This window comes from Phycicoccus sp. 3266 (assembly GCF_031456495.1).
Classification (GTDB): Bacteria; Actinomycetota; Actinomycetes; order Actinomycetales; family Dermatophilaceae; genus Pedococcus.
The window spans coordinates 1,495,297-1,517,253 of the sequence record NZ_JAVDUW010000001.1 but is presented as its reverse complement, the minus strand read 5'-3'; the positions used below and the strand labels follow the sequence as shown (position 1 = coordinate 1,517,253).

General features: G+C 73.4%; 16 protein-coding genes and 1 riboswitch. Of the genes, 12 read left to right on the top strand and 4 right to left on the bottom strand.

What is annotated here, in order from left to right:
- Positions 1-37 precede the first annotated feature (37 nt).
- Entirely contained in the window at positions 38-1,696 is a 1,659-nt protein-coding gene (gene hutU, locus J2X64_RS07285; protein WP_310151694.1) for a urocanate hydratase, read from the top strand.
- Positions 1,697-1,871: 175 nt separating this feature from the next.
- Here hutU and J2X64_RS07280 read toward each other — a convergent pair whose 3' ends face one another.
- The gene (locus tag J2X64_RS07280; protein WP_310151691.1) at positions 1,872-2,354 is read right to left on the bottom strand and encodes a YbaK/EbsC family protein; all 483 of its coding nucleotides are present in this window, start codon (positions 2,352-2,354) and stop codon (positions 1,872-1,874) included.
- 160 nt (positions 2,355-2,514) lie between these two features.
- Between J2X64_RS07280 and J2X64_RS07275 the strand changes: the two genes are divergently transcribed.
- Entirely contained in the window at positions 2,515-4,449 is a 1,935-nt protein-coding gene (locus J2X64_RS07275; protein ID WP_310151688.1) for a glycosyl hydrolase family 28-related protein, read from the top strand.
- Between the two features lie 213 nt (positions 4,450-4,662).
- On the opposite strand, the gene J2X64_RS07270 is transcribed toward J2X64_RS07275, so the two are convergent.
- Positions 4,663-5,640, bottom strand: a complete 978-nt coding sequence (locus tag J2X64_RS07270) for a LacI family DNA-binding transcriptional regulator (protein WP_310151686.1) — start codon at positions 5,638-5,640, stop codon at positions 4,663-4,665.
- A 228-nt stretch (positions 5,641-5,868) separates the two neighbouring features.
- Between J2X64_RS07270 and J2X64_RS07265 the strand changes: the two genes are divergently transcribed.
- Genes J2X64_RS07265 through hutI form a run of 3 tightly spaced genes read left to right on the top strand, consistent with a single transcriptional unit; the run spans position 5,869 to position 9,652 of the window.
- Positions 5,869-7,062, top strand: a complete 1,194-nt coding sequence (locus J2X64_RS07265) for an allantoate amidohydrolase (protein WP_310153153.1) — start codon at positions 5,869-5,871, stop codon at positions 7,060-7,062.
- Complete coding sequence (locus J2X64_RS07260; RefSeq protein WP_310151683.1) at positions 7,059-8,384, top strand: formimidoylglutamate deiminase; 1,326 nt, start codon at positions 7,059-7,061, stop codon at positions 8,382-8,384. The genes J2X64_RS07265 and J2X64_RS07260 overlap by 4 nt, the downstream gene beginning before the upstream one ends.
- The gene (hutI, locus tag J2X64_RS07255; RefSeq protein ID WP_310151680.1) at positions 8,381-9,652 is read left to right on the top strand and encodes an imidazolonepropionase; all 1,272 of its coding nucleotides are present in this window, start codon (positions 8,381-8,383) and stop codon (positions 9,650-9,652) included. Before J2X64_RS07260 ends, hutI begins: the two co-directional genes overlap by 4 nt.
- 25 nt (positions 9,653-9,677) lie before the next feature.
- On the opposite strand, the gene J2X64_RS07250 is transcribed toward hutI, so the two are convergent.
- A complete protein-coding gene (locus J2X64_RS07250) occupies positions 9,678-9,956 on the bottom strand; it encodes a DUF4235 domain-containing protein (protein ID WP_310151677.1) in 279 nt (92 codons plus the stop codon).
- A gap of 68 nt (positions 9,957-10,024) precedes the next feature.
- A riboswitch (TPP riboswitch) is annotated at positions 10,025-10,127 on the top strand.
- Between the two features lie 90 nt (positions 10,128-10,217).
- Between J2X64_RS07250 and J2X64_RS07245 the strand changes: the two genes are divergently transcribed.
- The 3 genes from J2X64_RS07245 to J2X64_RS07235 all read left to right on the top strand — a co-directional run bounded on the left by J2X64_RS07245 (position 10,218) and on the right by J2X64_RS07235 (position 15,338).
- A complete protein-coding gene (locus tag J2X64_RS07245; protein WP_310151675.1) occupies positions 10,218-10,886 on the top strand; it encodes an ECF transporter S component in 669 nt (222 codons plus the stop codon).
- A 139-nt stretch (positions 10,887-11,025) separates the two neighbouring features.
- On the top strand, positions 11,026-13,194 hold the full coding sequence (locus tag J2X64_RS07240) for an ATP-binding cassette domain-containing protein (RefSeq protein WP_310151672.1): 2,169 nt from the start codon (positions 11,026-11,028) through the stop codon (positions 13,192-13,194).
- Between the two features lie 56 nt (positions 13,195-13,250).
- Positions 13,251-15,338 (top strand): elongation factor G-like protein EF-G2, encoded by a 2,088-nt coding sequence (locus J2X64_RS07235; protein ID WP_310151669.1) that lies wholly within the window; start codon positions 13,251-13,253, stop codon positions 15,336-15,338.
- Between the two features lie 60 nt (positions 15,339-15,398).
- Here J2X64_RS07235 and J2X64_RS07230 read toward each other — a convergent pair whose 3' ends face one another.
- Positions 15,399-16,439 carry a LacI family DNA-binding transcriptional regulator gene (locus J2X64_RS07230; RefSeq protein ID WP_310151667.1) on the bottom strand — a complete coding sequence of 347 codons (1,041 nt, stop codon included), beginning with the start codon at positions 16,437-16,439 and terminating at the stop codon, positions 15,399-15,401.
- A gap of 167 nt (positions 16,440-16,606) precedes the next feature.
- Between J2X64_RS07230 and mmsA the strand changes: the two genes are divergently transcribed.
- The 4 genes from mmsA to J2X64_RS07210 all read left to right on the top strand — a co-directional run bounded on the left by mmsA (position 16,607) and on the right by J2X64_RS07210 (position 21,939).
- Complete coding sequence (mmsA, locus tag J2X64_RS07225; protein WP_310153151.1) at positions 16,607-18,214, top strand: multiple monosaccharide ABC transporter ATP-binding protein; 1,608 nt, start codon at positions 16,607-16,609, stop codon at positions 18,212-18,214.
- A 106-nt stretch (positions 18,215-18,320) separates the two neighbouring features.
- The gene (gene mmsB / locus J2X64_RS07220; RefSeq protein ID WP_310151664.1) at positions 18,321-19,571 is read left to right on the top strand and encodes a multiple monosaccharide ABC transporter permease; all 1,251 of its coding nucleotides are present in this window, start codon (positions 18,321-18,323) and stop codon (positions 19,569-19,571) included.
- A 71-nt stretch (positions 19,572-19,642) separates the two neighbouring features.
- Positions 19,643-20,740: a substrate-binding domain-containing protein gene (locus J2X64_RS07215; RefSeq protein ID WP_310151662.1), complete on the top strand. Its 1,098-nt coding sequence runs from the start codon at positions 19,643-19,645 to the stop codon at positions 20,738-20,740.
- 143 nt (positions 20,741-20,883) lie between these two features.
- Positions 20,884-21,939 carry a GDSL-type esterase/lipase family protein gene (locus J2X64_RS07210; RefSeq protein ID WP_310151659.1) on the top strand — a complete coding sequence of 352 codons (1,056 nt, stop codon included), beginning with the start codon at positions 20,884-20,886 and terminating at the stop codon, positions 21,937-21,939.
- Positions 21,940-21,957 lie beyond the last annotated feature (18 nt).

Here is a 21,957-nt window from a genome sequence, read left to right as displayed (position 1 = left end):
GCGCAAAGACCCCGCACGACCGACGAAGGAGACCACCATGGAAGGCGCCCGCCCCGTCCGCGCCCCGCGCGGAACCGCCCTCACGCACGCCACCCACTGGGGGGCCGAGGCCCCGCTGCGGATGCTCATGAACAACCTCGACCCCGAGGTGGCCGAGCGGCCGGACGACCTCGTCGTCTACGGCGGCACCGGCCGGGCCGCGCGGGACTGGAAGTCCTTCGACGCCATGGTCCGCACGCTGTCGACGCTCAAGCAGGACGAGACGATGCTCGTCCAGAGCGGCAGGCCGGTCGGCGTCATGCAGACCCACGAGTGGGCGCCGCGCGTCCTCATCGCCAACTCCAACCTCGTCGGCGACTGGGCCACCTGGCCCGAGTTCCGGCGGCTCGAGCACCTCGGGCTGACGATGTACGGGCAGATGACCGCCGGGTCGTGGATCTACATCGGCACCCAGGGCATCGTGCAGGGCACGTACGAGACCTTCGCCGCGGTGGCCGACAAGCGGTTCGGCGGCACGCTCGCCGGCACACTGACCCTGACCGGCGGTTGCGGCGGCATGGGCGGCGCCCAGCCGCTCGCCGTCACCCTCAACGGCGGGGCCTGCCTCATCGTCGACGTCGACCCGGCCCGCCTGCACCGCCGCGTCGAGCACCGCTACCTCGACGAGGTGGCCGACGACCTCGACGACGCCGTCGAGAAGGCGCTGCGCGCCAAGGCCGAGCGGCGTGGCTGGTCGGTCGGCGTCGTCGGCAACGCGGCCGAGGTCTTCCCCGAGCTGCTGCGCCGTGGCGTCGACATCGACATCGTCACCGACCAGACGTCGGCCCACGACCCGCTGTCCTACCTGCCCGAGGGGATCGACCTCGGCGACTGGCACGAGTACGCCGAGAAGAAGCCCGAGGAGTTCACCGACCGGGCCCGGGCGTCGATGGCCAGGCACGTCCAGGCGATGGTCGAGTTCCAGGACGGTGGCGCCGAGGTCTTCGACTACGGCAACTCGATCCGCGACGAGGCACGGCTCGGCGGCTACGACCGGGCGTTCGAGTTCCCCGGCTTCGTCCCGGCATACATCCGCCCGCTGTTCTGCGAGGGCAAGGGCCCGTTCCGCTGGGCCGCGCTCTCCGGTGACCCCAAGGACATCGCCGCGACCGACCGCGCTGTGCTCGACCTGTTCCCGGACAACGAGCGGCTGCACACCTGGATCAAGGGTGCGCAGGAGCGGATCGCGTTCCAGGGCCTGCCCGCCCGCATCTGCTGGCTCGGGCAGGGGGAGCGGGACAAGGCCGGGCTGGCGTTCAACGAGCTCGTCCGCACCGGCGAGGTCAGCGCCCCGATCGTCATCGGCCGCGACCACCTCGACACGGGGTCGGTGGCAAGCCCGTACCGCGAGACCGAGTCGATGCTCGACGGGTCCGACGCGATCGCCGACTGGCCGCTGCTCAACGCGCTCGTCAACACGTCCTCGGGGGCGAGCTGGGTCTCGATCCACCACGGCGGTGGGGTCGGCATCGGACGGTCGATCCACGCCGGGCAGGTCTCGCTCGCCGACGGCACCGAGCTCGCGGCGCAGAAGCTGGCCCGCGTGCTCACCAACGACCCGGCGATGGGCGTCATCCGCCACGTCGATGCGGGCTACGACATCGCCGAGCACACCGCCGAGCAGCAGGGCGTGCGCATCCCCATGCGCGAGGGCTGAGCCGGCGGCAGCCTCCGGCACGAAACTCTGCTAGCAGAGGAATGCGCTCCCAGCACAGGTTCGATCCTCTGCTGAGCGCACGAACTTTTGCTAGCAGAGGTTCGTGCGCGCGAGCGGGGGCAGGTCGCGGTGCCGGTGGGCGCCCTGGTGCGGGGCGCCCGGTGGGGAGGTTCGGTCAGGCGGAGTCGGCGGGGTCGGTGACGTCGGCGACGTCGGCCTGCAGGACGCGGACGATGTCGTCGGCCTGCGCGGTGGCGGCCACGCCGTGGTCGCCACCACCGATCGACACCGGCCGGCCGAGGATCGAGCTGTCCGCGACGACCGGCCACGGGTGCGTCGAGCCGAACGGCGTGATCGTGCCGCGCACGTACCCGGTGACGTCGCGGGCCGTCTCGGCGTCGGGCATCGACAGCCGGTTCACCCCGAGGTGGGCGCGCAGCTTCGGCCACGAGATCTCGCGCCCGCCCGGCACCAGCACGAAGAGGTAGTCGTCGGCGCCACGACGCACGACGAGCGTCTTGAGGACGTCCCGGGGCTCCAGGCCGCGTGCGGCGGCCGCCTCCTCGAGCGAGCGCACCGGCCCGTGCCGGGTGATGGCGTGCTCGATGCCGCTGTCCGCCAGGGCCCGGGCGGCCCGCTCTGCTCCGTTCCCCGTCATGGCGCCAGCGTAGGGGCCGGCTCCCGCCGGCGGCGCGGCTCCCGTGCCGACCGGCCCGCCCGGTCCGGCGCCGGACGCTCCCTTGACACGGCAGGGGCCGACGGCCACGCTGCACCGTGGGTGACACGAGTCACCACTCCCCTCGACGAAGAGGTCCGCCGTGTCCGACAGCGTCCTGCCGCGCCTGCGCGCGCGCTCCCGATCAGCCCGTCCCCGCCCGGCCACCCTCGGCCTCGCCGTCGCCGCGGCCCTCGCTCTCGGTGGGCTGGTCGCCCCCAGCGCCGGCGCGGCCGCCCCGGCCGTCCCGGCTGCCCCGGCTGCCACGAACCCCTCGGCGCCCGACCTCGGCCCGGCCGTCACCGTGTTCGACCCGAGCATGCCGGTGTCGCAGATCCAGTCGACGCTGGACGCGTTCGCCGCCAAGCAGGTCGACAACGAGATGGGTACCGCCCGCCACGCGTTCCTCTTCTCGCCCGGCACGTACGGCACCGCCGCCCAGCCGCTGCAGGTCAAGGTCGGCTACTACACCGAGATCGCCGGCCTCGGCGCCTCGCCGGGCGACGTGACCATCAACGGCAAGATCGAGGTCTACAACCGCTGCCTCGAGGGCGGGGGCACCAGCTACTGCGTCGCCCTCAACAACTTCTGGCGCACGCTGTCCAACCTGACCCTGCACATCGACGGCGCCGGGCAGGACGGCTGCCGCGCCTCGGCCAACTTCTGGGCGGTCTCCCAGGCGGTCTCGATGCGCCGGGTCGACATCTCCGGCTCGAACCTCTCGCTCATGGACTACTGCACGGCCGGCCCGCAGTACGCCAGTGGTGGCTTCATCGCCGACTCGCGGATCCCGTTCACCATCAACGGCTCCCAGCAGCAGTGGTTCACCCGCAACAGCGAGGTCGCCGGCTGGAGCAACGGCGTCTGGAACGCCGTCTTCTCCGGCGTCGTCGGCGCCCCCACCGAGGCCGGCTGGCCCAACCCGCCGTACACCACCCTCGACCGCACCCCGGTGAGCCGCGAGAAGCCCTACCTCTTCGTGGACGGCCAGGGCCGGTATGCCGTGCGCGTCCCGAGCGCCCAGCGCGACAGCCGCGGCATCTCCTGGGGCGCCGGCATGACGCCCGGCCGGACCGTCCCCCTCGACCAGTTCTTCTTGGCCACGCCGGCCACGCCGGTGCAGGAGATCAACGCCCAGCTCGCGCGCGGCCGCGACCTGCTGCTCATGCCCGGCGTCTACGACGTCGACCGCAGCATCAGCGTCAAGCGCGCCGACACCGTCGTCCTGGGCCTCGGGCACGCGACCCTGACATCGGTCGGCGGAGCGGTGCCGCTCACCGTCGCCGACGTCCCGGGCGTCGTCGTCGCGGGCGTCACCATCGACGCCGGAACCGTCGAGTCGCCCGCCCTTCTCCGGGTCGGCACCCGCAACGGCAACCAGGGTGTCGCCCACGACGCGGCGAACGACCCGACCACCCTGTCGGACGTGTACTTCCGCGTGGGCGGCCCGCACATCGGCCGCACCGACACGGCTCTGGAGGTCAACAGCGACGACGTGCTCATCGACCACACCTGGGTCTGGCGCGCCGACCACGGCCTGGAGCCCTTCACGGCCGGGGTCAGCGGCGACACCGACCGCTGGCGCACCAACACCGGGCGCACGGGCGTGGTCGTCAACGGCGACGACGTCACCGCCACCGGGCTGTTCGTCGAGCACTTCCAGCAGCACAACGTCGTGTGGAACGGCGAGCGCGGCACGACGATCTTCTTCCAGAACGAGCTGCCGTACGACCCGCCCACCCAGGCCGACTGGGACCACGACGGGATCCGCGGCTGGGCGGCGTACAAGGTCGCCGACGGCGTCCGGACGCACCACCTCTACGGCGGTGGCTCCTACGTCTACAACCGCAACAACCCCTCGATCCACACCGAGAACGCGTTCGAGGTGCCGCAGACTCCGGGCGTGCGTCTCCACCACCTGCTCACGGTGAACCTCGACGCAGGCACGCTCGACCACGTCGTCAACGGCGTGGGCGCGGCAGCCGACACGACCAAGGTCGGCGTCCCGGTCTACGTGGAGGACTATCCGACCCCGTAGTCACGACCCCGGCGCCCGGCCCTAGGCGGCCGGGCGCCCTAGGCGCCCGGCAGCACGTCGGGCGCCGCCAGACCCCCGGCCGGGTCGACCCCTGAGGTCGGCCCGGCGTGGGACGCGTCGGGCGAGGACCGGTTCCACCCCGGTCCCCGCCCGACGCCGCTGTCAGCCCCACGCCGCTGTCAGCCCGACCACACTGTCAGCCCGACGCCACTGTCAGGTCGACCCGCGCTGGACGAGGTCGAGCGTGTCCGGCAGGGCCTCGCCGTCGGACTCGCTGCCGTCCAGGGCCGCGACGACGGCCGCCGCGAGGTGCTCGGCCTGCGTGTCGAGCGACTGGGAGACGGTGCTCAGGGCCGGCACCGCGAAGCGCGCAGCCGGGATGTCGTCGACACCCACCACCGCGAGGCCGTCCGGGCACGGCACGCCCTCCGCCCGTGCCCCCGCCTGCACCGCGAGCGCCACGTCGTCGTTGTATGCCGCGACGCCGGCCACCGCCGCTTCGCGCCACGTCCGGACCGCCGCCCGCGCCGCGCCCTGCGCGAGCTCGAGCGGGACCACCACGGGCGCCGGCAGCCCGGCCTCCTCGCAGACGGCCTGCACCCCGGCGAGCCGCAGCTCGGCGAACGCGCGCACGCGCGGGTCGGTCGGCGCGGCATACCCGAGCGGGGTGTGGCCGCGGTCGATCAGGTGACGGGCCTGGAGCCGCCCGATGCCCTGCTGGGTGGCGGCGAAGACGTCGGGGACGTCGCCGGAGATGGAGGAGGCGACGACGTGGATCCCCGCCCGGCGCATGGCGTCCCGGTCGCGGGCACTGAACGCCTGGAGGCCGACGACCGCGCGCGGGGTCACCGCGCGCCACAGCTCGTGCAGGGGCCTCCCAGACCGCGCGTGGTGGACGAGCAGGCTCAGGCCGCGCTCGGCCAGCGCGCCGGCCAGCCGGTCCAGCAGCGTGTCCACGGCCGGCCCGAGCGGCCAGTCCGGCAGGACGTAGAGGACCAGGTCGCTGCGGCCGGTGCGCAGCGTGCGGGCGGCGACGGAGGGGTGGTAGCCGAGGCGGTCGGCCGAGGCCCGCACCCGAGCCCTGGTCTCCTCGGACACCCGCACGCCGGGGGTGTCGTTGAGGACGTAGCTCACGGTCGTCCGGGAGACGCCGCTGTCGCGCGCGACGTCCGCGCTGGTCACGCCGTGCACCCGAACCTCCTGCCCTGCCCTCCGGCGACACAGCCTAGTGAGGCGAGACCGGTCCGCCGGGGAGGCGTGCTCCACCCGACGTCCGGTCTGCGATCCGAGACACATCCGGGGTCGCCACCCCCGGTGCGCGGGCCGCCCCTGGTGTGCAATGGTCTGGTCCCGGCCTGGACCTCCACCAGGCTGCCGCCGCGACGCCCCCGAGGAAGGACCTGCGTGAGCTTCGAGTCGATGTGGGCCGCGCTGGAGCCCGTGGGTCGTGACGGCGGTTCGGGGGGCTACCGCCGCTTCGCGTGGACGCGCGACGACGCCGACCTGCGCGAGTGGTTCGCGGGCGAGTGCGCCGACCGCGGTCTCGACCTCACCGAGGACCGCATGGGCAACCAGTGGGCGTGGTGGGGCGACCCCGACGAGGCGGTGCGCCGCGGCCGCAAGGGCGTCGTCACCGGCTCGCACCTCGACAGCGTGCCCGACGGGGGCGCGTTCGACGGCCCGCTCGGTGTCGTCAGTGCCCTCGCGGCGGTGGACGCGTTGCAGGAGAGGGGCTTCGAGCCCTCGCGCCCCATCGGCGTCGTGAACTTCGTCGACGAGGAGGGCGCCCGCTTCGGTGTCGCCTGCGCCGGGTCGCGCGTCATCACCGGGGCCATGACCGCCCGCCGCGCGCGCAGCCTGCGCGACGTCGACGGTGTCTCGATGGCCGAGGCGCTGCAGGCCGCGGGCCGCGACCCGCACGGCATCGGCCGCGACGAGCAGACCCTGGCCCGCGTCGGGCAGTTCGTCGAGCTGCACGTGGAGCAGGGGCGCGGGCTCGTCGACCTCGGCCACCCCGTCGCGGTCGCCTCCGACATCTGGCCGCACGGCCGGTGGCGGATGGACTTCGGCGGCGAGGCCAACCACGCCGGGACCACGCGCCTGGAGGACCGGCACGACGCGATGCTCGGCTACGCCGCCGCCGTCCTCGCCACCCGCGAGGCGGCCGTCACCCACGGCTGCGTCGCCACCGTGGGCAAGGTGGCCGTCACGCCCGGCGGGGTCAACGCGATCCCCAGCCGGGTCACCGGCTGGCTCGACGCGCGCGGCTCCAGCGCCCGGGCGGTCCGCCGCGCGGTGGCCGACATCCGCTCCATGGTCGAGCAGTCCGGCGGCGAGGTCGCCGAGGAGTCGTGGACCCCCGCCACCGTCTTCGACACCGCCCTGTCCGCACGGCTGCAGACCCGGCTCGGCGGCATACCGGTCCTGGGGACGGGTGCCGGGCACGACGCGGGCATCCTCGCCAACGCCGGCATCCCCTCGACCATGCTCTTCGTCCGCAACCCCACCGGCGTCTCGCACTCGCCCGCGGAGCACGCGGAGCTGTCCGACTGCCTCGAGGGCGTCGCGGCGCTCGCCGCGGTGCTCGAGGACCTCGCGGGGGACGCCGCATGACGACCTGGTGGGCCGAGCACGCCTGGCTGCCCGACGGCCTGGCGACCGACGTGCGGATCGAGGAGGCCGGCGGCCGGTTCACCTCGGTCACCCCGCGCACCCGTCCGCGCGACGGCGACGTCCGCCTGCCGGGGGTGGTCCTCCCCGGCCTCGCCAACGCGCACAGCCACGCGTTCCACCGCGCCCTGCGCGGCCGCACGCACGCGGGCGGCGGCAACTTCTGGACCTGGCGCGAGCAGATGTATGCCGTGACGCGGCACCTCGACCCCGACACCTACTTCGAGCTCGCCCGGGCGGTCTACGCCGAGATGGCGCTCGCCGGGATGACCGTCGTCGGCGAGTTCCACTACCTGCACCACGGAGTCGACGGCCGCCCCTACGCCGACCCGAACGCGATGGGCCACGCGCTCGTCGCGGCCGCGCGCGAGGCGGGCGTCCGGCTGACCCTGCTCGACACCTGCTACCTGGCCGGCGGCCTCAGCGGTGACGGGCACCTGCCCCTCGACGACGTGCAGCAGCGCTTCTCCGACGGCGACGTCGACGCGTGGGCGGCGCGGGTCGCGGGTCTCGAGGGCGACGACACGACCCGCATCGGGGCGGCCGTGCACTCCGTCCGCGCCGTGCCCCGGGACCAGCTCGCGCCGATGGCCGAGCTCGCCCGTGGCCGGGTCGTCCACGCGCACGTCAGCGAGCAGCCCGGCGAGAACCTCGCCACGCAGGTCCACTACGGCGCGACCCCGACCGAGCTGCTGGCCGAGGCCGGCCTGCTCGACGACCGCTTCACCGCGGTCCACGCCACCCACCTGACCGACGGCGACGTCGCCGCGCTCGGTGCGGCCCGGGCGACCGCCTGCTTCTGCCCGACGACCGAGCGCGACCTCGCCGACGGCATCGGTCCCGCGCGCGCCCTCGCCGAGGCCGGGGCACGCCTGTCGCTCGGCTCGGACCAGCACGCCGTCATCGACCCCTTCGAGGAGGCGCGCGGCCTGGAGATGCACGAGCGGCTGGCCAGCAACGAGCGCGGCCGGTTCGCCCCGGACGACCTCCTCGACGTGGCCACGGCCCGCGGCTACGACTGCCTCGGCTGGTCCGACGGCGGCCGGCTCGAGGCGGGGGCGCTCGCCGACCTCGTGGCCGTCCGGCTCGACACCGTGGGCACCGTGGGGTCCAAGGCCGGCCAGGTGCTCTACTCCGCCACCCGCGCCGACGTCGACACGGTCGTCGTGGCGGGCCGAGCGGTGGTCGAGGACGGCAGGCACCGCCTCGGCGACGTGGCGAAGCTGCTCGGGTCGTCGCTCGCCGCCGTCCGGGACCACCGATGAGCGGGCCGCAGCCCAGGAGCGGGGCCGCCCCGGGTGGCGACGCCACCACCCGTGAGGGCGCGTCCCGCCACGGCAGGCACGCCGCCGACGGCGAGGGCCGGGTCGGCAGCACGCTGGTCACCGGGATCGGTGAGCTCGCCACCTGTGACGGCACCGGGCCCGACGGGCTCGGCCTGCGGACGGACGCCGCCCTCGTGGTCGAGGACGGCCGGGTCGCCTGGGTCGGTGCCGCCGCGTCGGCGCCCTCAGCGGACAGGGTCGTCGACGTGGACGGCCGGGCGGTGCTGCCTGGGTTCGTCGACTCCCACGCCCACCTGGTCTTCGCCGGTGACCGCGGCGCCGAGTTCAGCGCGCGCATGGCGGGCACGCCCTACGACGGCGGTGGCATCGGGGTGTCGGTGGCGGCGACCCGGGCCGCGAGCGACGACGAGCTGCGCCGGCTGCTGGCCGACCGGGTCGCCGAGATGCGGTCGCAGGGTACGACGACCGTCGAGGTGAAGAGCGGCTACGGCCTGACGGTGCAGGACGAGGCCCGGGGCCTGCGGCTGGCCGCCGAGGTGACGAGCGAGACGACGTTCCTCGGCGCGCACGTGGTGCCGCCCGAGTACGCCGCCGACCGCGCGGCATACCTCGACCTCGTCACCGGCCCCATGCTCGAGGCGGCGGCGCCGCACGCCCGGTGGGTGGACGTCTTCTGCGAGCCGCACTCGGCGCACGCGTTCACCGCCGACGAGGCACGTGCGGTGCTGGTCGCCGGTCGCGACGCCGGTCTCGGGCTGCGCGTCCACGGCAACCAGCTCGGCCACGGCCCCGGCGTGCAGCTGGCCGTCGAGCTGGGGGCGGCGAGCGTCGACCACTGCACCTACCTGTCGGGCGACGACGTCGACGCCCTCGCCGACGCCTCGGACACCACCGTGGCGACCCTGCTTCCGGGAGTCGAGTTCTCGACCCGGTCGCCGTACCCGGACGCCGAGGGGCTGCTGCGGGCCGGGGTCAGCATCGCGCTCGCGACCGACTGCAACCCGGGGACCTGCTACTCCAGCTCGATGCCGTTCGTCATCGCCCTGGCCGTCCGCGAGATGGGCCTGACACCGGGTCAGGCGGTGCACGCCGCCACCGCGGGGTCGGCGAAGTCGTTGCGGCGCACGGACATCGGGCGCATCGCTGTGGGTGCGCGGGCTGACCTCGCAGTGCTCGACGCACCCTCACACGTGCACCTGTCGTACCGCGCCGGCGTGCCGATCGCGCGCACCCTCGAGCTGCGCTGAGCCGTCGACCCCGGAGGGGAGCGGTCTAGGCGTCCCCGTGCTGCATCGGCTTGGGCAGGTGTCCGGAGGACTTCTGGTAGTACTGCGCGGCCTTGCGGGTGGCGAGCGTCTTCGCGGCGCCGACGGCCAGGCCGGTGAGGGCGGCGAACAGCACCGCGTCGCGGGCCGGGGTGCGCGGGTCGCGCGGGTCGAGGACCTCGTTGCGACCGGCCTTCTTCCACACGACGGTGACCAGCTTGCTGGCGAGCACGCCCGCGAGGACGGCTCCGCCCGTACCGAGGACCCGCCAGACCATGGTTCCCATCCCTTCCGCCTCCCACATTCGTGACCTGCGGTTTCCACCCTGCCACAGACGGTGGAGTATCGTCGGTCGGGCAACGACAGGGGAGCGCGCGAGCGCTGAGAGTGCGGGCGACCGCAGACCCTCACACCTGATCCGGTTCGCACCGGCGTAGGGAGTCGAGTTCTCAGGCACCTGTCGGGCGGTCCCGCCCCGGTGCGGCCTCCCGGCAGTGGCCTCCCCCGAGGTATCCACCGATCCAACGGATTCCACGGGAGACGACAGATGAGCACCACCAACACCCCGGCCGGCGCCACGGCGACCGGCTCCACCGCTGCCCGCCGCGGCAGCATCCGCGCGACCGCACCCCTCATGGGGTGGCGCACGGTCGACCTGCTGACGATCGCGTTCCTCGGCGCGGCGTTCGGCATCGCCTACTGGGGCTGGGACCTGGCCTACCAGGCCCCGGCCAACGCCCTCGGCGGCCTCTTCCCGCCGCTGCAGGGCATCACGGGCGCCCCCTGGCTGATGGCCGGTGTCGTCGGCGGCCTCGTCGTGCGACGCCCCGGCGCTGCGCTGCTCTGCGAGGTCGTGGCCGCGCTGGTCTCGATGCTGCCGGGCACCCAGTGGGGCTTCGCCACCCTGGTCTCGGGGATCCTCCAGGGCCTGGGCGCCGAGATCGCCTTCGCGCTCCTCGGGTATGCCGCGTTCGGCCTGGTCGCCGCGCTCCTCGCCGGTGCGCTGAGTGCCCCGCTCGAGGCCGTCTACGAGTGGTTCGTCTACTGGACCGACTGGAGCTGGGGCTACAAGATCGCCTACGGCCTCATCCTCACCGCTGCCGGCGCGGTCGTGGCCGGCGGCCTCGGCTGGCTGCTCACGCGCGGCCTGGCCACGGCCGGGGCGCTCAACGCCTTCCCGCCGGGCCAGGAGGCCCGGGAGCACCGCGCTGTCTGACCTGACCGCCGTCGACCCGGGCGGCGGCCCCTCCACGGGACCGCTGCCCGGGTCGGGCCGTGCCCCCGACGCGTCGACCGGGCGCGGCCTGGTCGAGGTCCGGGACCTGACCTGGCGCCCCTACGGGCGCCGCCAGCCGGTGATCCCGGGTCTCGACCTGACCATCCCCGCCGGGCAGCGGGTCCTGCTCGTAGGCCCCTCCGGGTCGGGCAAGTCGACCGTCCTGCGCGCCCTCGCCGGGGTGCTCGAGGTGGCCGACTCCGGTGAGCGCACCGGCACCGTCCACGTGGACGGCGCCGACCCGGGGGTGCGTGCCGGCACCGTCGGCCTCGTCCTGCAGGAGCCCGGGGCCGGGGTGGCCTCGGCGACCGTGGGGCGCGACGTCGCCTTCGGCCTGGAGAACGTCGGGCTCCCGCGCGAGCAGATGCCGGCGCGGGTCGCGGACGCCCTGGCCTCGGTGGGCCTCACCATGCCGCAGGACACACCCACCCACGCGCTGTCCGGCGGCGAGACCCAGCGGCTGGCGCTCGCCGGCGCCCTCGCCCTCGAGCCGACCCTGCTGCTGCTCGACGAGCCGACCGCGATGCTCGACCCCGGGAACGCCGCGTCGGTGCGGGCCAGCGTCGCCGAGGTCGTCCGGGCCCGCTCGCTCACCACGGTCGTCGTCGAGCACCGGCTCGGGCCGTGGCTAGACCTCGTCGACCGCCTCGTGGTCCTCGGCCCCGACGGCCGCGTCGTCGCCGACGGGGAGCCGGCGACGGTCCTCGACCAGCACGGGGAGTCCCTTGCCGCACAGGGCATCTGGGTGCCGGGCGTACCCGACCCGGTGCCGCACGGCATAGCCGCTGGGACGTTCGAGCCGTCCGCGCTCGGCGCCAACCTCGCAGCCCTCACCGCCACCGATGTCACCGTCGAGCGCACCGTCCGCCGGCTCGACGGCTCCACGCGCACCAGCGTGGCCCTCCGGGACCAGTCGCTCACCGCGCGGGCCGGCCAGCTGCACGCGCTCGTCGGCCCCTCCGGCTCCGGCAAGTCGACGCTCCTGCTCGCCCTCGCCGGGCTGCTGCACCGACAGGCCGGGGACGTCCGGGCCCACCCCGACCTCGCGGGCCGCCGGTCCCCGGACCCCGCGCGCTGGTCCACCACGGAGCTGGCCGCGGCCTTCGCCTGGGTGCCGCAGTGGGCCGGCTCGACGGTGGTGGCGCACACGGTGCTCGACGAGGTCATGGCGACCAGCCGGGCGCTCGGCCGCGTCGAGAGCGAGTCGCTGGCGCGCGCCAGGGTCCTGCTCGGCGCCCTCGGCCTCGCGCACCTCGAGCAGGCCGACCCCCGCCACCTCTCCGGGGGCGAGCAGCGCCGGCTCGCCATGGCCGCGGCCGCGGTGCACCAGCCCGCCGTGCTGCTCGCCGACGAGGCGACCGTCGGGCAGGACCGGCTCACCTGGGCGGCCGTGCTCGGTGTGCTGGAGGCCCTGCGCGACGCCGGCACCGCGGTCGTCCTCACGACCCACGACGACGCCGTGGTGGCACGGGCCGACCGCACGACCACCATCGCCCGGCCTCCCCAGCCCGCCGAGCCGCCGGCCGCCCGGCGACCCCTCGTGGCGCGGTGCGGCCCGCTCGCGCTGCTCGCGGCGGCCGCGCTCGGCATACCGGCCGGCGTCGTCTCCCCGCACTGGACCACCAGCCTCGCCGTCGTCGCCGTGCAGCTGCTCCTGGCGGTCGTGGGACTGTCCGCGCCCGGCGACGGACCGGCTCCGCAGGGCCGCACGCGCGCCGTGCTCGCCCGGCTCCTGCCCGGCATCGTCGGCGCCCTGTCGGTCGGGTGGTCCACGTGGCTGCTCGGTGGCCACGACGTCGACGTCGCGGTGACGGCCGCGCTGCGCGTCGCCGTCATCGTCGTGCCGTCGGCGGTGCTGGTGCGGTGGGTCGACGCCGACGCCCTCGGCGACCACCTCGGCCAGCGGCTGCACCTGCCCGCCCGGCCGGTCGTGGCGGTCGCCGCCGCGCTGCAGCGCGTGCACACCTTCGGCGACACGTGGACCGAGATCTCGCGCGCCCGCCGCGTGCGCGGCGTGGGTGCGAGCGCACGCTCGCCCAGGTCGGTGCTCGTCGAGCTGTGGGCGCTCACCACCGGCCTGCTCGTGCGCTCGCTGCAGACCGCAGCCGAGCTCGCGGTCGCCATGGACGCCCGCGGCTTCGCCACCGCGCAGCGGCGCACGTGGGCCGCGCCGGCGCCGTGGACCCGCGCCGACACGCTGCTGGTGGGCGCCGCGCTGCTACCTCTCGCGGTGGCGCTGCTGGGCTGACGGGCGTCCCCCCGGAGGCCCTTGTGCCGGGCTGCCGCCCGGAGGAAGGTGACCCCATGAACCGTCCTGATGACGTCAGCGGGCCCGCGTCGCCCGAGGACATCCGCAATGTCGTCCTGGTGGGGGCGAGCGGCGCCGGCAAGACGGCGCTGTTCGACGGTGTGGTGGCGGCCCGGATCCCGGGCCGCCGCTCTCGTGAAGGGGGAGGTTCGACGGTCGCCCTGGCCGCCGCGACCCTGCCCGGACCGGTGAGCGTGACGCTGCTCGACACCCCCGGCCACCCCGACTTCGTGGGCGAGGTGCGGGCCGGGCTGCGGGCCGCCGACGCCGTGGTGTTCGTCGTGTCGGCGGCCGACGGCGTCGACGAGGCGACCCGGATGCTGTGGCGCGAGTGCGAGGTGCTGCGTATGCCGCGTGCCGTGGCCGTGACGCGGCTCGAGCAGGCGCGGGCGGACTTCGACGCGACCGTGGACGCGGTCCAGCGGGCGTTCGGGGACGCCCAGCCGCTCGCGCTGCCCCTGGTCGACGGCGGCTCGGTCACCGGCCTGCTCAACCTGCTGCGCCGCACCGTCACCGACCACGGCGACGGCACACCCACCGACCGGGAGCCGACCCAGGACGAGGGTGAGCTCATCGACGCCCAGCGCGGCGACCTCATCGAGTCGGTGATCGAGGAGTCCGAGGACGAGGGGCTCCTCGACCGCTATCTGGGTGGGGAGGAGGTCGACGTCGACTCCGTGTCCGCCGACCTGCGGCTGGCTGTCGCGACGGCCCGGTTCTTCCCCATCATCCCGACGCACGCGCCGACGGGGGTCGGTGTGGAGGCGCTGCTCGAGCTGTTCGAGAAGGGGTTCCCCTCGCCGGTCGGCGCCGGTGTCCCCAAGGTCTACACGCCTGCCGGGGCCGACTTCGGCGAGGTCACCTGCGACCCCGACGGCCCGCTCGTGGCGGAGGTCGTGCGGACGACGACCGACCCGTTCGTCGGCCGGCAGTCGCTGGTGCGCATCTTCTCCGGGACGCTGCGGCCGGACGAGCCGATCCACATCTCCGGGCACCTCCAGCAGTTCGCCGCCCACCTGACCGACGAGCACGCCGACCACGACACCGACGACGAACGCGTCGGACCACTGCTCGCGCCGATCGGCGACGACACCCGCCCGCTCGGAACGGCGATGGCAGGGCAGGTCGTCGTCGTCTCCAAGCTCTCGGGTGCGGAGACCTCGGACACCCTGTCGCGCAAGGACCGGCCCGCGCTCGTCGAGCCGTGGGTGCTGCCGACGCCACTGCTCCCCGTGGCGATCCACGCCAGGTCCAAGGGCGACGAGGACAAGCTCGCCACCGCGCTGCAGCGGCTCGTCGCCGAGGACGTCACCATGCGGCTGGAGCACAACGCCGAGACGCACCAGCTCGTCATCTGGGCGATGGGCCCAGCGCACGTCGACCAGCTCATCGCGACGCTGGAGTCCCGCTACCACGTGGCGGTCGAGGCCGAGCCGGTGCGGACGTCCCTGCGGGAGACGTTCGTCCAGCGGACCGAGGTGCAGGGCCGGCTGGTCAAGCAGTCCGGCGGCCACGGACAGTACGCCGTCTGCCACCTCGTCATCGAGCCGCTCGACCGCGGGGCGGGGGTCGAGTTCGTCGACAAGGTCGTCGGTGGCGCGGTACCCCGGCAGTTCATCCCCTCCGTGGAGAAGGGTGCGCGGGCCCAGCTCGACCGCGGCGTCCTCGCCGGCTACCCCGTCGTCGACGTGCGGATCACCCTGACCGACGGCAAGGCGCACTCGGTCGACTCGTCCGACATGGCGTTCCAGACCGCGGCCGGCATGGCCCTGCGGGAGGCGGCCAACGAGACCACCGTCGCCATGCTCGAACCGGTGGACTCCGTGCGCATCGAGGTGTCCGACGACGCCGTCGGCAGCGTGCTGGCGGACCTGCGCGGCCGCCGCGGCCAGGTCCACGGCACCGAGCCGTGCGACACCGAGGGCCGCACGGTGATCCTGGCCGAGGTGCCGGCCCACGAGCTGTCGCGCTACCCGGTCGACCTGCGGTCGGTGAGCCACGGCACGGGCACCTTCACCCGCAGCTTCGTACGGTACGACTACATGCCACCCGCGCTCGCGCGACAGGTCAGCGCCGGCGAGTAGCGCGGCTGGTCAGCGCCGGCGGGCGCCCTTGCCGCTCAGGCCGACGGGCAGCCGGACCGGTCAGCGCCGACGGGCAGCCGACGGGGCGATCTCGCCCGAGCCACGGGTGACGAGGACGGGCTCGAGCTCGACGTGGCACGGGGGCGAGTCGTCGCCCGCGAGCCGGGCGAAGAGCCGCCGGGCCGCCTCCGAGCCGATGGCCCCGACGTCCTGCTGGACCACGGTCAGCGGTGGGTCGAGCAGGTCGGCGAGCGGGAAGTCGTCGAAGCCGACGAGCGCGGTCGTCCACGCCGCGTCCCGCTGGCGCAGCGCGCGCACGGCCCCCTCGGCCAGGGTGTTGCGGGCGGCGAAGACCGCCGTGGGCGGGTCGTCGAGGTCGAGCAGACCCAGCAGCGCCCCGGTCGCGTCCGCGGGGGTGCGCAGGCCGGTCACGACGAGCCGGGGGTCCGGCGGGGTGCCCTGCCGCTCGAGCTCGCCGACGAACCCGGCACAGCGCGCCGCCGCGGTCTCGATGCGGGGCAGGTCGCCGAGGAACGCGATCCGCCGGTGGCCCGCGGCCAGCAGGTGGGCCGCAGCCATCGCAGCACCGCGGGACCCGTCGACGGTGACCGAGTCGACGTCGACACCGTGCGGACGCCGGTCGACGAAGACGGCCTCGAGCCCGGCGTGCAGGTCGGGCAGCAGGTAGTCCTGGCGGGTCGTGGCCGGCATGAGCAGCAGCCCGTCCACCCGGCGCCGCACCAGCCCCTCGACGAGCCGCCGCTCGCGCTCGGGCTCCTCGTCCAGGCTCGAGGCGACGACCGCGACGTCACGCTCGTGGGCGACTAGCTCGATGGCCTGCAGCAGCCGGGCGGAGTAGGGGTTGCTGAGGTCCTGGAGCATCGCCGCCACGGTCGAGGGCCGGCGCACCGAGCGCCGCAGGTTGCTCGCGGTGAGGTCGTGCCGGTAGCCGAGCTGCTCCACGGCGCGGCGCACCCGCGTCGCCGCGGCGGGGGACACCGCGGGCTCGTCGTTGACCACGCGTGAGACGGTCTTGACGCTCACGCCGGCAACGGCGGCCACGTCGCGCATGGTGGCGCGCGAACGGGGCCGATCGGACATCTTTGTCACGGTCTCGACTCTCGTGGGTGCGGGGAGTTGACTTGGCTCGGCGTGCTGACTAAAACTCGCCCTTGACAACGTTGTCAAGTGACGGCGGCGCGGCCGGAAGAGGAGCGCCACAACCTCGACGAGGAGGCGGCGTGAGCGACGGTGGGACCATCCTGGAGATGACCGGGATCACGAAGACATTTCCCGGCGTGAAGGCCCTCTCGGACGTCACCATCACGGTTCGTCGCGGCGACGTGCACGCGATCTGCGGCGAGAACGGCGCCGGCAAGTCGACCCTGATGAAGGTCCTGTCGGGCGTGCACCCCCACGGCAGCTACGAGGGGCAGATCGTCTTCGACGGCAAGCCGGTCGAGTTCGCCAGCATCCGCGACTCCGAGCACGCGGGCATCGTCATCATCCACCAGGAGCTCGCGCTCATCCCCGAGCTGTCGATCGCCGAGAACATCTTCCTCGGCAACGAGACGACCACCAACGGCGTCATCGACTGGGTCGCGACGAACAACCGCGCCCGCGACCTGCTCGCCCGGGTCGGCCTGCAGGAGGACCCCGAGACCCCGATCAAGAACCTCGGCGTCGGCAAGCAGCAGCTCGTCGAGATCGCCAAGGCGCTGAGCAAGCAGGTCAAGCTGCTCATCCTCGACGAGCCCACCGCGGCGCTCAACGAGGACGACTCGCGCCACCTGCTCGACCTCATCCGCGGCCTCCAGCAGCGCGGCATCACCTGCATCATGATCAGCCACAAGCTCAACGAGATCGAGGCGATCGCCGACGCGATCACGATCATCCGCGACGGGCAGACGGTCGAGACGATCGACGTGCGCGAGGGCGCCGTCGACGAGGACCGCATCATCCGCGGCATGGTCGGCCGCTCGCTGGAGTCGCGGTTCCCCGACCACACGCCGAACATCGGCGAGACCTTCTTCGAGGTGCGTGACTGGACCGTCGCCCACCCGAACGTGCCGGACCGGCTCGTGGCCAAGGGCTCGGACTTCTTCGTGCGTCGGGGCGAGATCGTCGGCTTCGCCGGTCTCATGGGCTCGGGCCGCACCGAGCTGATGCGCTCGATCTTCGGCCACAGCTACGGCACCTTCCTCAAGGGCACCATGGTGCTCAACGGCGAGGAGGTCCGGCTGCGCAGCGTCCCCGCGGCGATCGACGCCGGCATCGCCTACGTCACCGAGGACCGCAAAGTGCTCGGGCTCAACCTGCTCGACGACATCAAGACGACCACCGTGTCGGCCAAGCTCAAGAAGATCGCGAGCAACTTCGTCGTCGACCGGCGGGCCGAGCACAAGGCGGCCGAGGAGTACCGGCAGGCGCTGCGGACCAAGACCCCCTCGGTCGACTACGGCGTCGCCAAGCTGTCGGGCGGCAACCAGCAGAAGGTCGTCCTGGCCAAGTGGCTGTTCACCGACCCTGACCTGCTGATCCTCGACGAGCCCACCCGCGGCATCGACGTCGGCGCCAAGTTCGAGATCTACGGCATCATCCAGCGGCTCGCCGACGAGGGGAAGGGCGTCATCGTCGTCTCCTCCGAGCTCCCCGAGCTGCTGGGGCTGTCCGACCGCATCTACACGATCTGCGAGGGCCGGATCACCGGTGTCCTCGAGCGGGGCCAGGCCGACCAGGAGTCGCTGATGCGCCTCATGACGGTCACGAGCTCCGTGCACACGCCCGAGGGCGAGCTCGCCCCGGACGTCGTCGACGGCGAGGCGCAGGCCGAGCCCACCGGTGCCGAGTCGGGCACCAAGGCCCCCACGGGCTGAGCTTCCGCACCGTTCCCCCGACCTCGACCCGCCGGCACCACCGCCCTGCCTGCCTCATCCCACCTGCCCGATCCACCCCCGACCCAGCGAGGACCGCGAGACGCCCATGGAAAAGCTGAAGCAGATCTTCGGCGGTGACACCCGCCAGTTCGGCATGATCTTCGCCCTCGTGGCGCTCATCGTCCTGTTCCAGATCCTCACCGGCGGGCTGACCCTCAAGCCCGAGAACGTCATCAACATCTTCCAGGGCAACAGCTACATCCTGGTGATGGCGATCGGGATGGTGCTGGTCATCATCGCCGGCCACATCGACCTGTCGGTCGGGTCGGTCGCCGCGTTCGCCGGCATCGTCGTGGCGATCGCGATGCGCGACTGGGGCATCCCGTGGTGGGTGGGCATCCTCCTCGGCCTCGTCATCGGCGCGGTCGTCGGAGCGTGGCAGGGCTTCTGGGTGTCGGTGGTCGGGATCCCCGCGTTCATCGTGACGCTGGCCGGCATGCTCATCTTCCGCGGCGCCAACCAGTTCGTGGGCCACTCCAACACCGTGCCCGTGCCCAACGACTTCCAGGTCATCGGCGCCGGCTACCTGCCCGAGGTCGGGCCCGACACCGGCTACAACAACCTCACGCTCCTGCTCGGCATCCTGCTGTGCGCCGCGATCATCTTCGGGATGGTCCGCAACCGCAGGAACCAGCGCAAGATCGGGATCGAGGTCCAGACCGGCTGGTTCGTCTGGGTGCGTCCGGCCCTCATCTGCGTCGCCATCCTGGCCGCCTCCATGCTGATGGCGTCCGGTCGCAAGGGCACGTCCCTGCCGGTGTCGGCACTCATCCTCGGCGTGCTGGTGCTGCTCTACGGCTTCATCTCCACGCGCACCATCGTCGGTCGCCACGTGTATGCCGTGGGCGGCAACCGCCACGCAGCCGAGCTGTCGGGTGTCCGCAGCCGGCGCATCAACTTCCTCGTCATGATGAACATGTCGATCCTCGCCGCCCTCGGCGGGATGATGTTCGTCGCCCGCTCCAACGCCTCCGGCCCGTTCGACGGCGTCGGCTGGGAGCTCGACGTGATCGCGGCCGTCTTCATCGGTGGCGCGGCCGTCAGCGGCGGTGTCGGCACCGTCGTCGGGTCCGTCATCGGTGGTCTCGTCATGGCGGTCCTCAACAACGGCCTGCAGCTGCTCGGCGTCGGCGCCGACCAGACCCAGATCTACAAGGGCCTGGTGCTGCTCGCCGCCGTGGCGTTCGACGTCTACAACAAGAGCCAGGGGCGCCGGTCCATCACCGGCATGCTCATGAAGAACTTCGGGGGCCGAGCCACCGAGGGCACAGGGGAGAAGGCCGGGCAGGAGGCGTGACGCCAGGCGTCGCGGGTGGACCTTCGTCCTTGCTCTCCCATGCAACTCACAGAAAAGGAAACATGATCCGTATGCGATCTCTCACCAAGGTGATGGCGGTCTCCGCCATTGCTGCGATGGCACTGGCCGGATGCGGTCGGTCCGACAGCGGCTCGGGTTCCGGCAGCTCCGGCAGTGGTGGCTCCGACAAGTTCCCCAAGGACGCCCTCATCGGCGTCTCCCTCCCGCAGAAGACGTCGGAGAACTGGGTCCTCGCCGAGAACCTGTTCAAGACCGACCTCGCCGCGGCCGGCTTCAAGGCCGACGTGCAGTTCGCCAACGGCGGCGTCACCGAGCAGCAGAACCAGATCCAGTCGATGGTCACCAAGGGCGCCAAGGTGATCGTGGTCGGTGCGATCGACGGCTCGCAGCTCGGCACCCAGGTCAAGGCGGCCAAGGACTCCGGGGCGACGGTCATCGCCTACGACCGCCTGCTCAAGAACACCGACGCGGTCGACTACTACGTCGCCTACGACAACTTCAAGGTCGGTGTCCTGCAGGGCAACGCGCTGCTCGACGGCATGAAGAAGAAGAAGGCCAACGGCCCGTACAACATCGAGCTGTTCGCCGGGTCCCCCGACGACGCCAACGCCCAGGTGTTCTTCGACGGCGCGATGAGCGTGCTCAAGCCGAAGATCGACGACGGCACCCTCAAGGTCGTCTCCGGGCAGACCAGCTTCAACCAGGTCGTCACCCAGGGCTGGAAGGCCGAGAACGCGCAGAAGCGCATGGACACGCTGCTGTCCGCGAACTACACCTCGACCGCGATCGACGGCGTCCTGTCGCCGAACGACACCCTGGCCCGCGCGATCATCACCTCGGTGAAGGCCGCCGGCAAGCCCGTCCCGATCGTCACCGGGCAGGACTCGGAGGTCGAGTCGGTCAAGTCGATCATGGCCGGCGAGCAGTACTCGACGATCAACAAGGACACCCGCAACCTGGTCAAGGCCACGATCGAGATGATCCAGGCCATCCAGAAGGGTGACCAGCCGAAGATCAACGACACCAAGTCGTACAACAACGGCGTCAAGGTCGTCCCGGCCGAGCTGCTCCCGCCGCTCATCGTCACCAAGGACAACGCCAAGGAGGCGTACGCCAACGACCCGACGCTCTCCAAGATCACCGGCTGATCCACGGCGTCTCGTCACTGACGGGCCCGGCCACCCCTGGGGTGGCCGGGCCCGTCCGCGTCCGCGGGGTCGCGTAGCGTCGTGGCCAGGTGGCCACGACCGGTCGTGGCCCGTCATGACCCGTCGTCCCCCGGGGAGGTGCCGTGCGACGCAGCCGCGCGGGAGCGCTGGCCGCCCTGCTCGTCGCGGCCGTCGTCGGGGGTGGTGCCGCCCTCGCTGTCGCGCAGCACGACGGCGACAGCGCTGGTGCCTCACCGGCGACGTCGCTGCCGACCGCAACCGGGCGGGTCACGGCGACCGCCCCGGCCGCGAGCGGAACGTCGGCGCCCGGTACGACCCCGGGCGCCCGGGGCGCGCCTTCTACCGCCGGCGGTCGCTCCGGAGTCCGCACGGTCATCGTGCTCGGCGACTCCTACTCCGCCGGCAACGGAGCCGGTGGCTCGACGGGGGCCTGCTACCGGAGCCCGCGCAGCGCAACCCGCCTGTATGCCGCGGCCGTGGGTGCCCGTGTCGTCGACGCCTCGTGCAGCGGCGCCGTGGTCAACGACCTGGTCTCGCCCGACCGGGCGGGGAACCCGGCACAGGACTCGGTGGTGGACCAGCGCGCCGACGTCGTCGTGCTCACCATGGGCGGCAACGACGTCGGGTTCGGCGACATCGTCACCGAGTGCTTCCTGCTCGCCTCCGGGTCCCGGCCCGGCGGCTGTGCCGATGGGGTCTCCCGCGCGCGGAGCCTGCTGCCCCAGGTGCAGGCGGCGCTCACCGACGCGCTGGTGCAGGTGCGCTCCCGCATGCGCCCTGATGCCGTGCTGGTCCTGCGTGCCTACCCGCTGCTCGCGCCGAACCGGCCGTTCGTCCAGCAGGGCGGCTACGACGCGGACGCCGGCGTCCGTGCCCTCGGCACCGACGGCGTCGCCATGCAGGACAGGGTCGTCCGGGCCGTGCGGTCCCGCGTGCCCGGTGGGGCCGGGGTGCGCACGTACCTGGACACCTCGGCGCTGCGGCTGTTCGCCGGCCACGAGCTGGGGTCCGGCAGGTCGACGGGCACGGGCACGCCGGGCGGCAAGGCCTCGGTGCCGTGGTTCGACGGGTTCCAGACGCCGGGGGCGGATGCTGCCGACGTCTACCACCCCAACGCCCTGGGCCAGGCCGCGTGGGGGCAGTCGCTGCGCACCTTCCTCGCGCCGCTGACCCGGTAGCGCTGCCCCCTCCCGGGG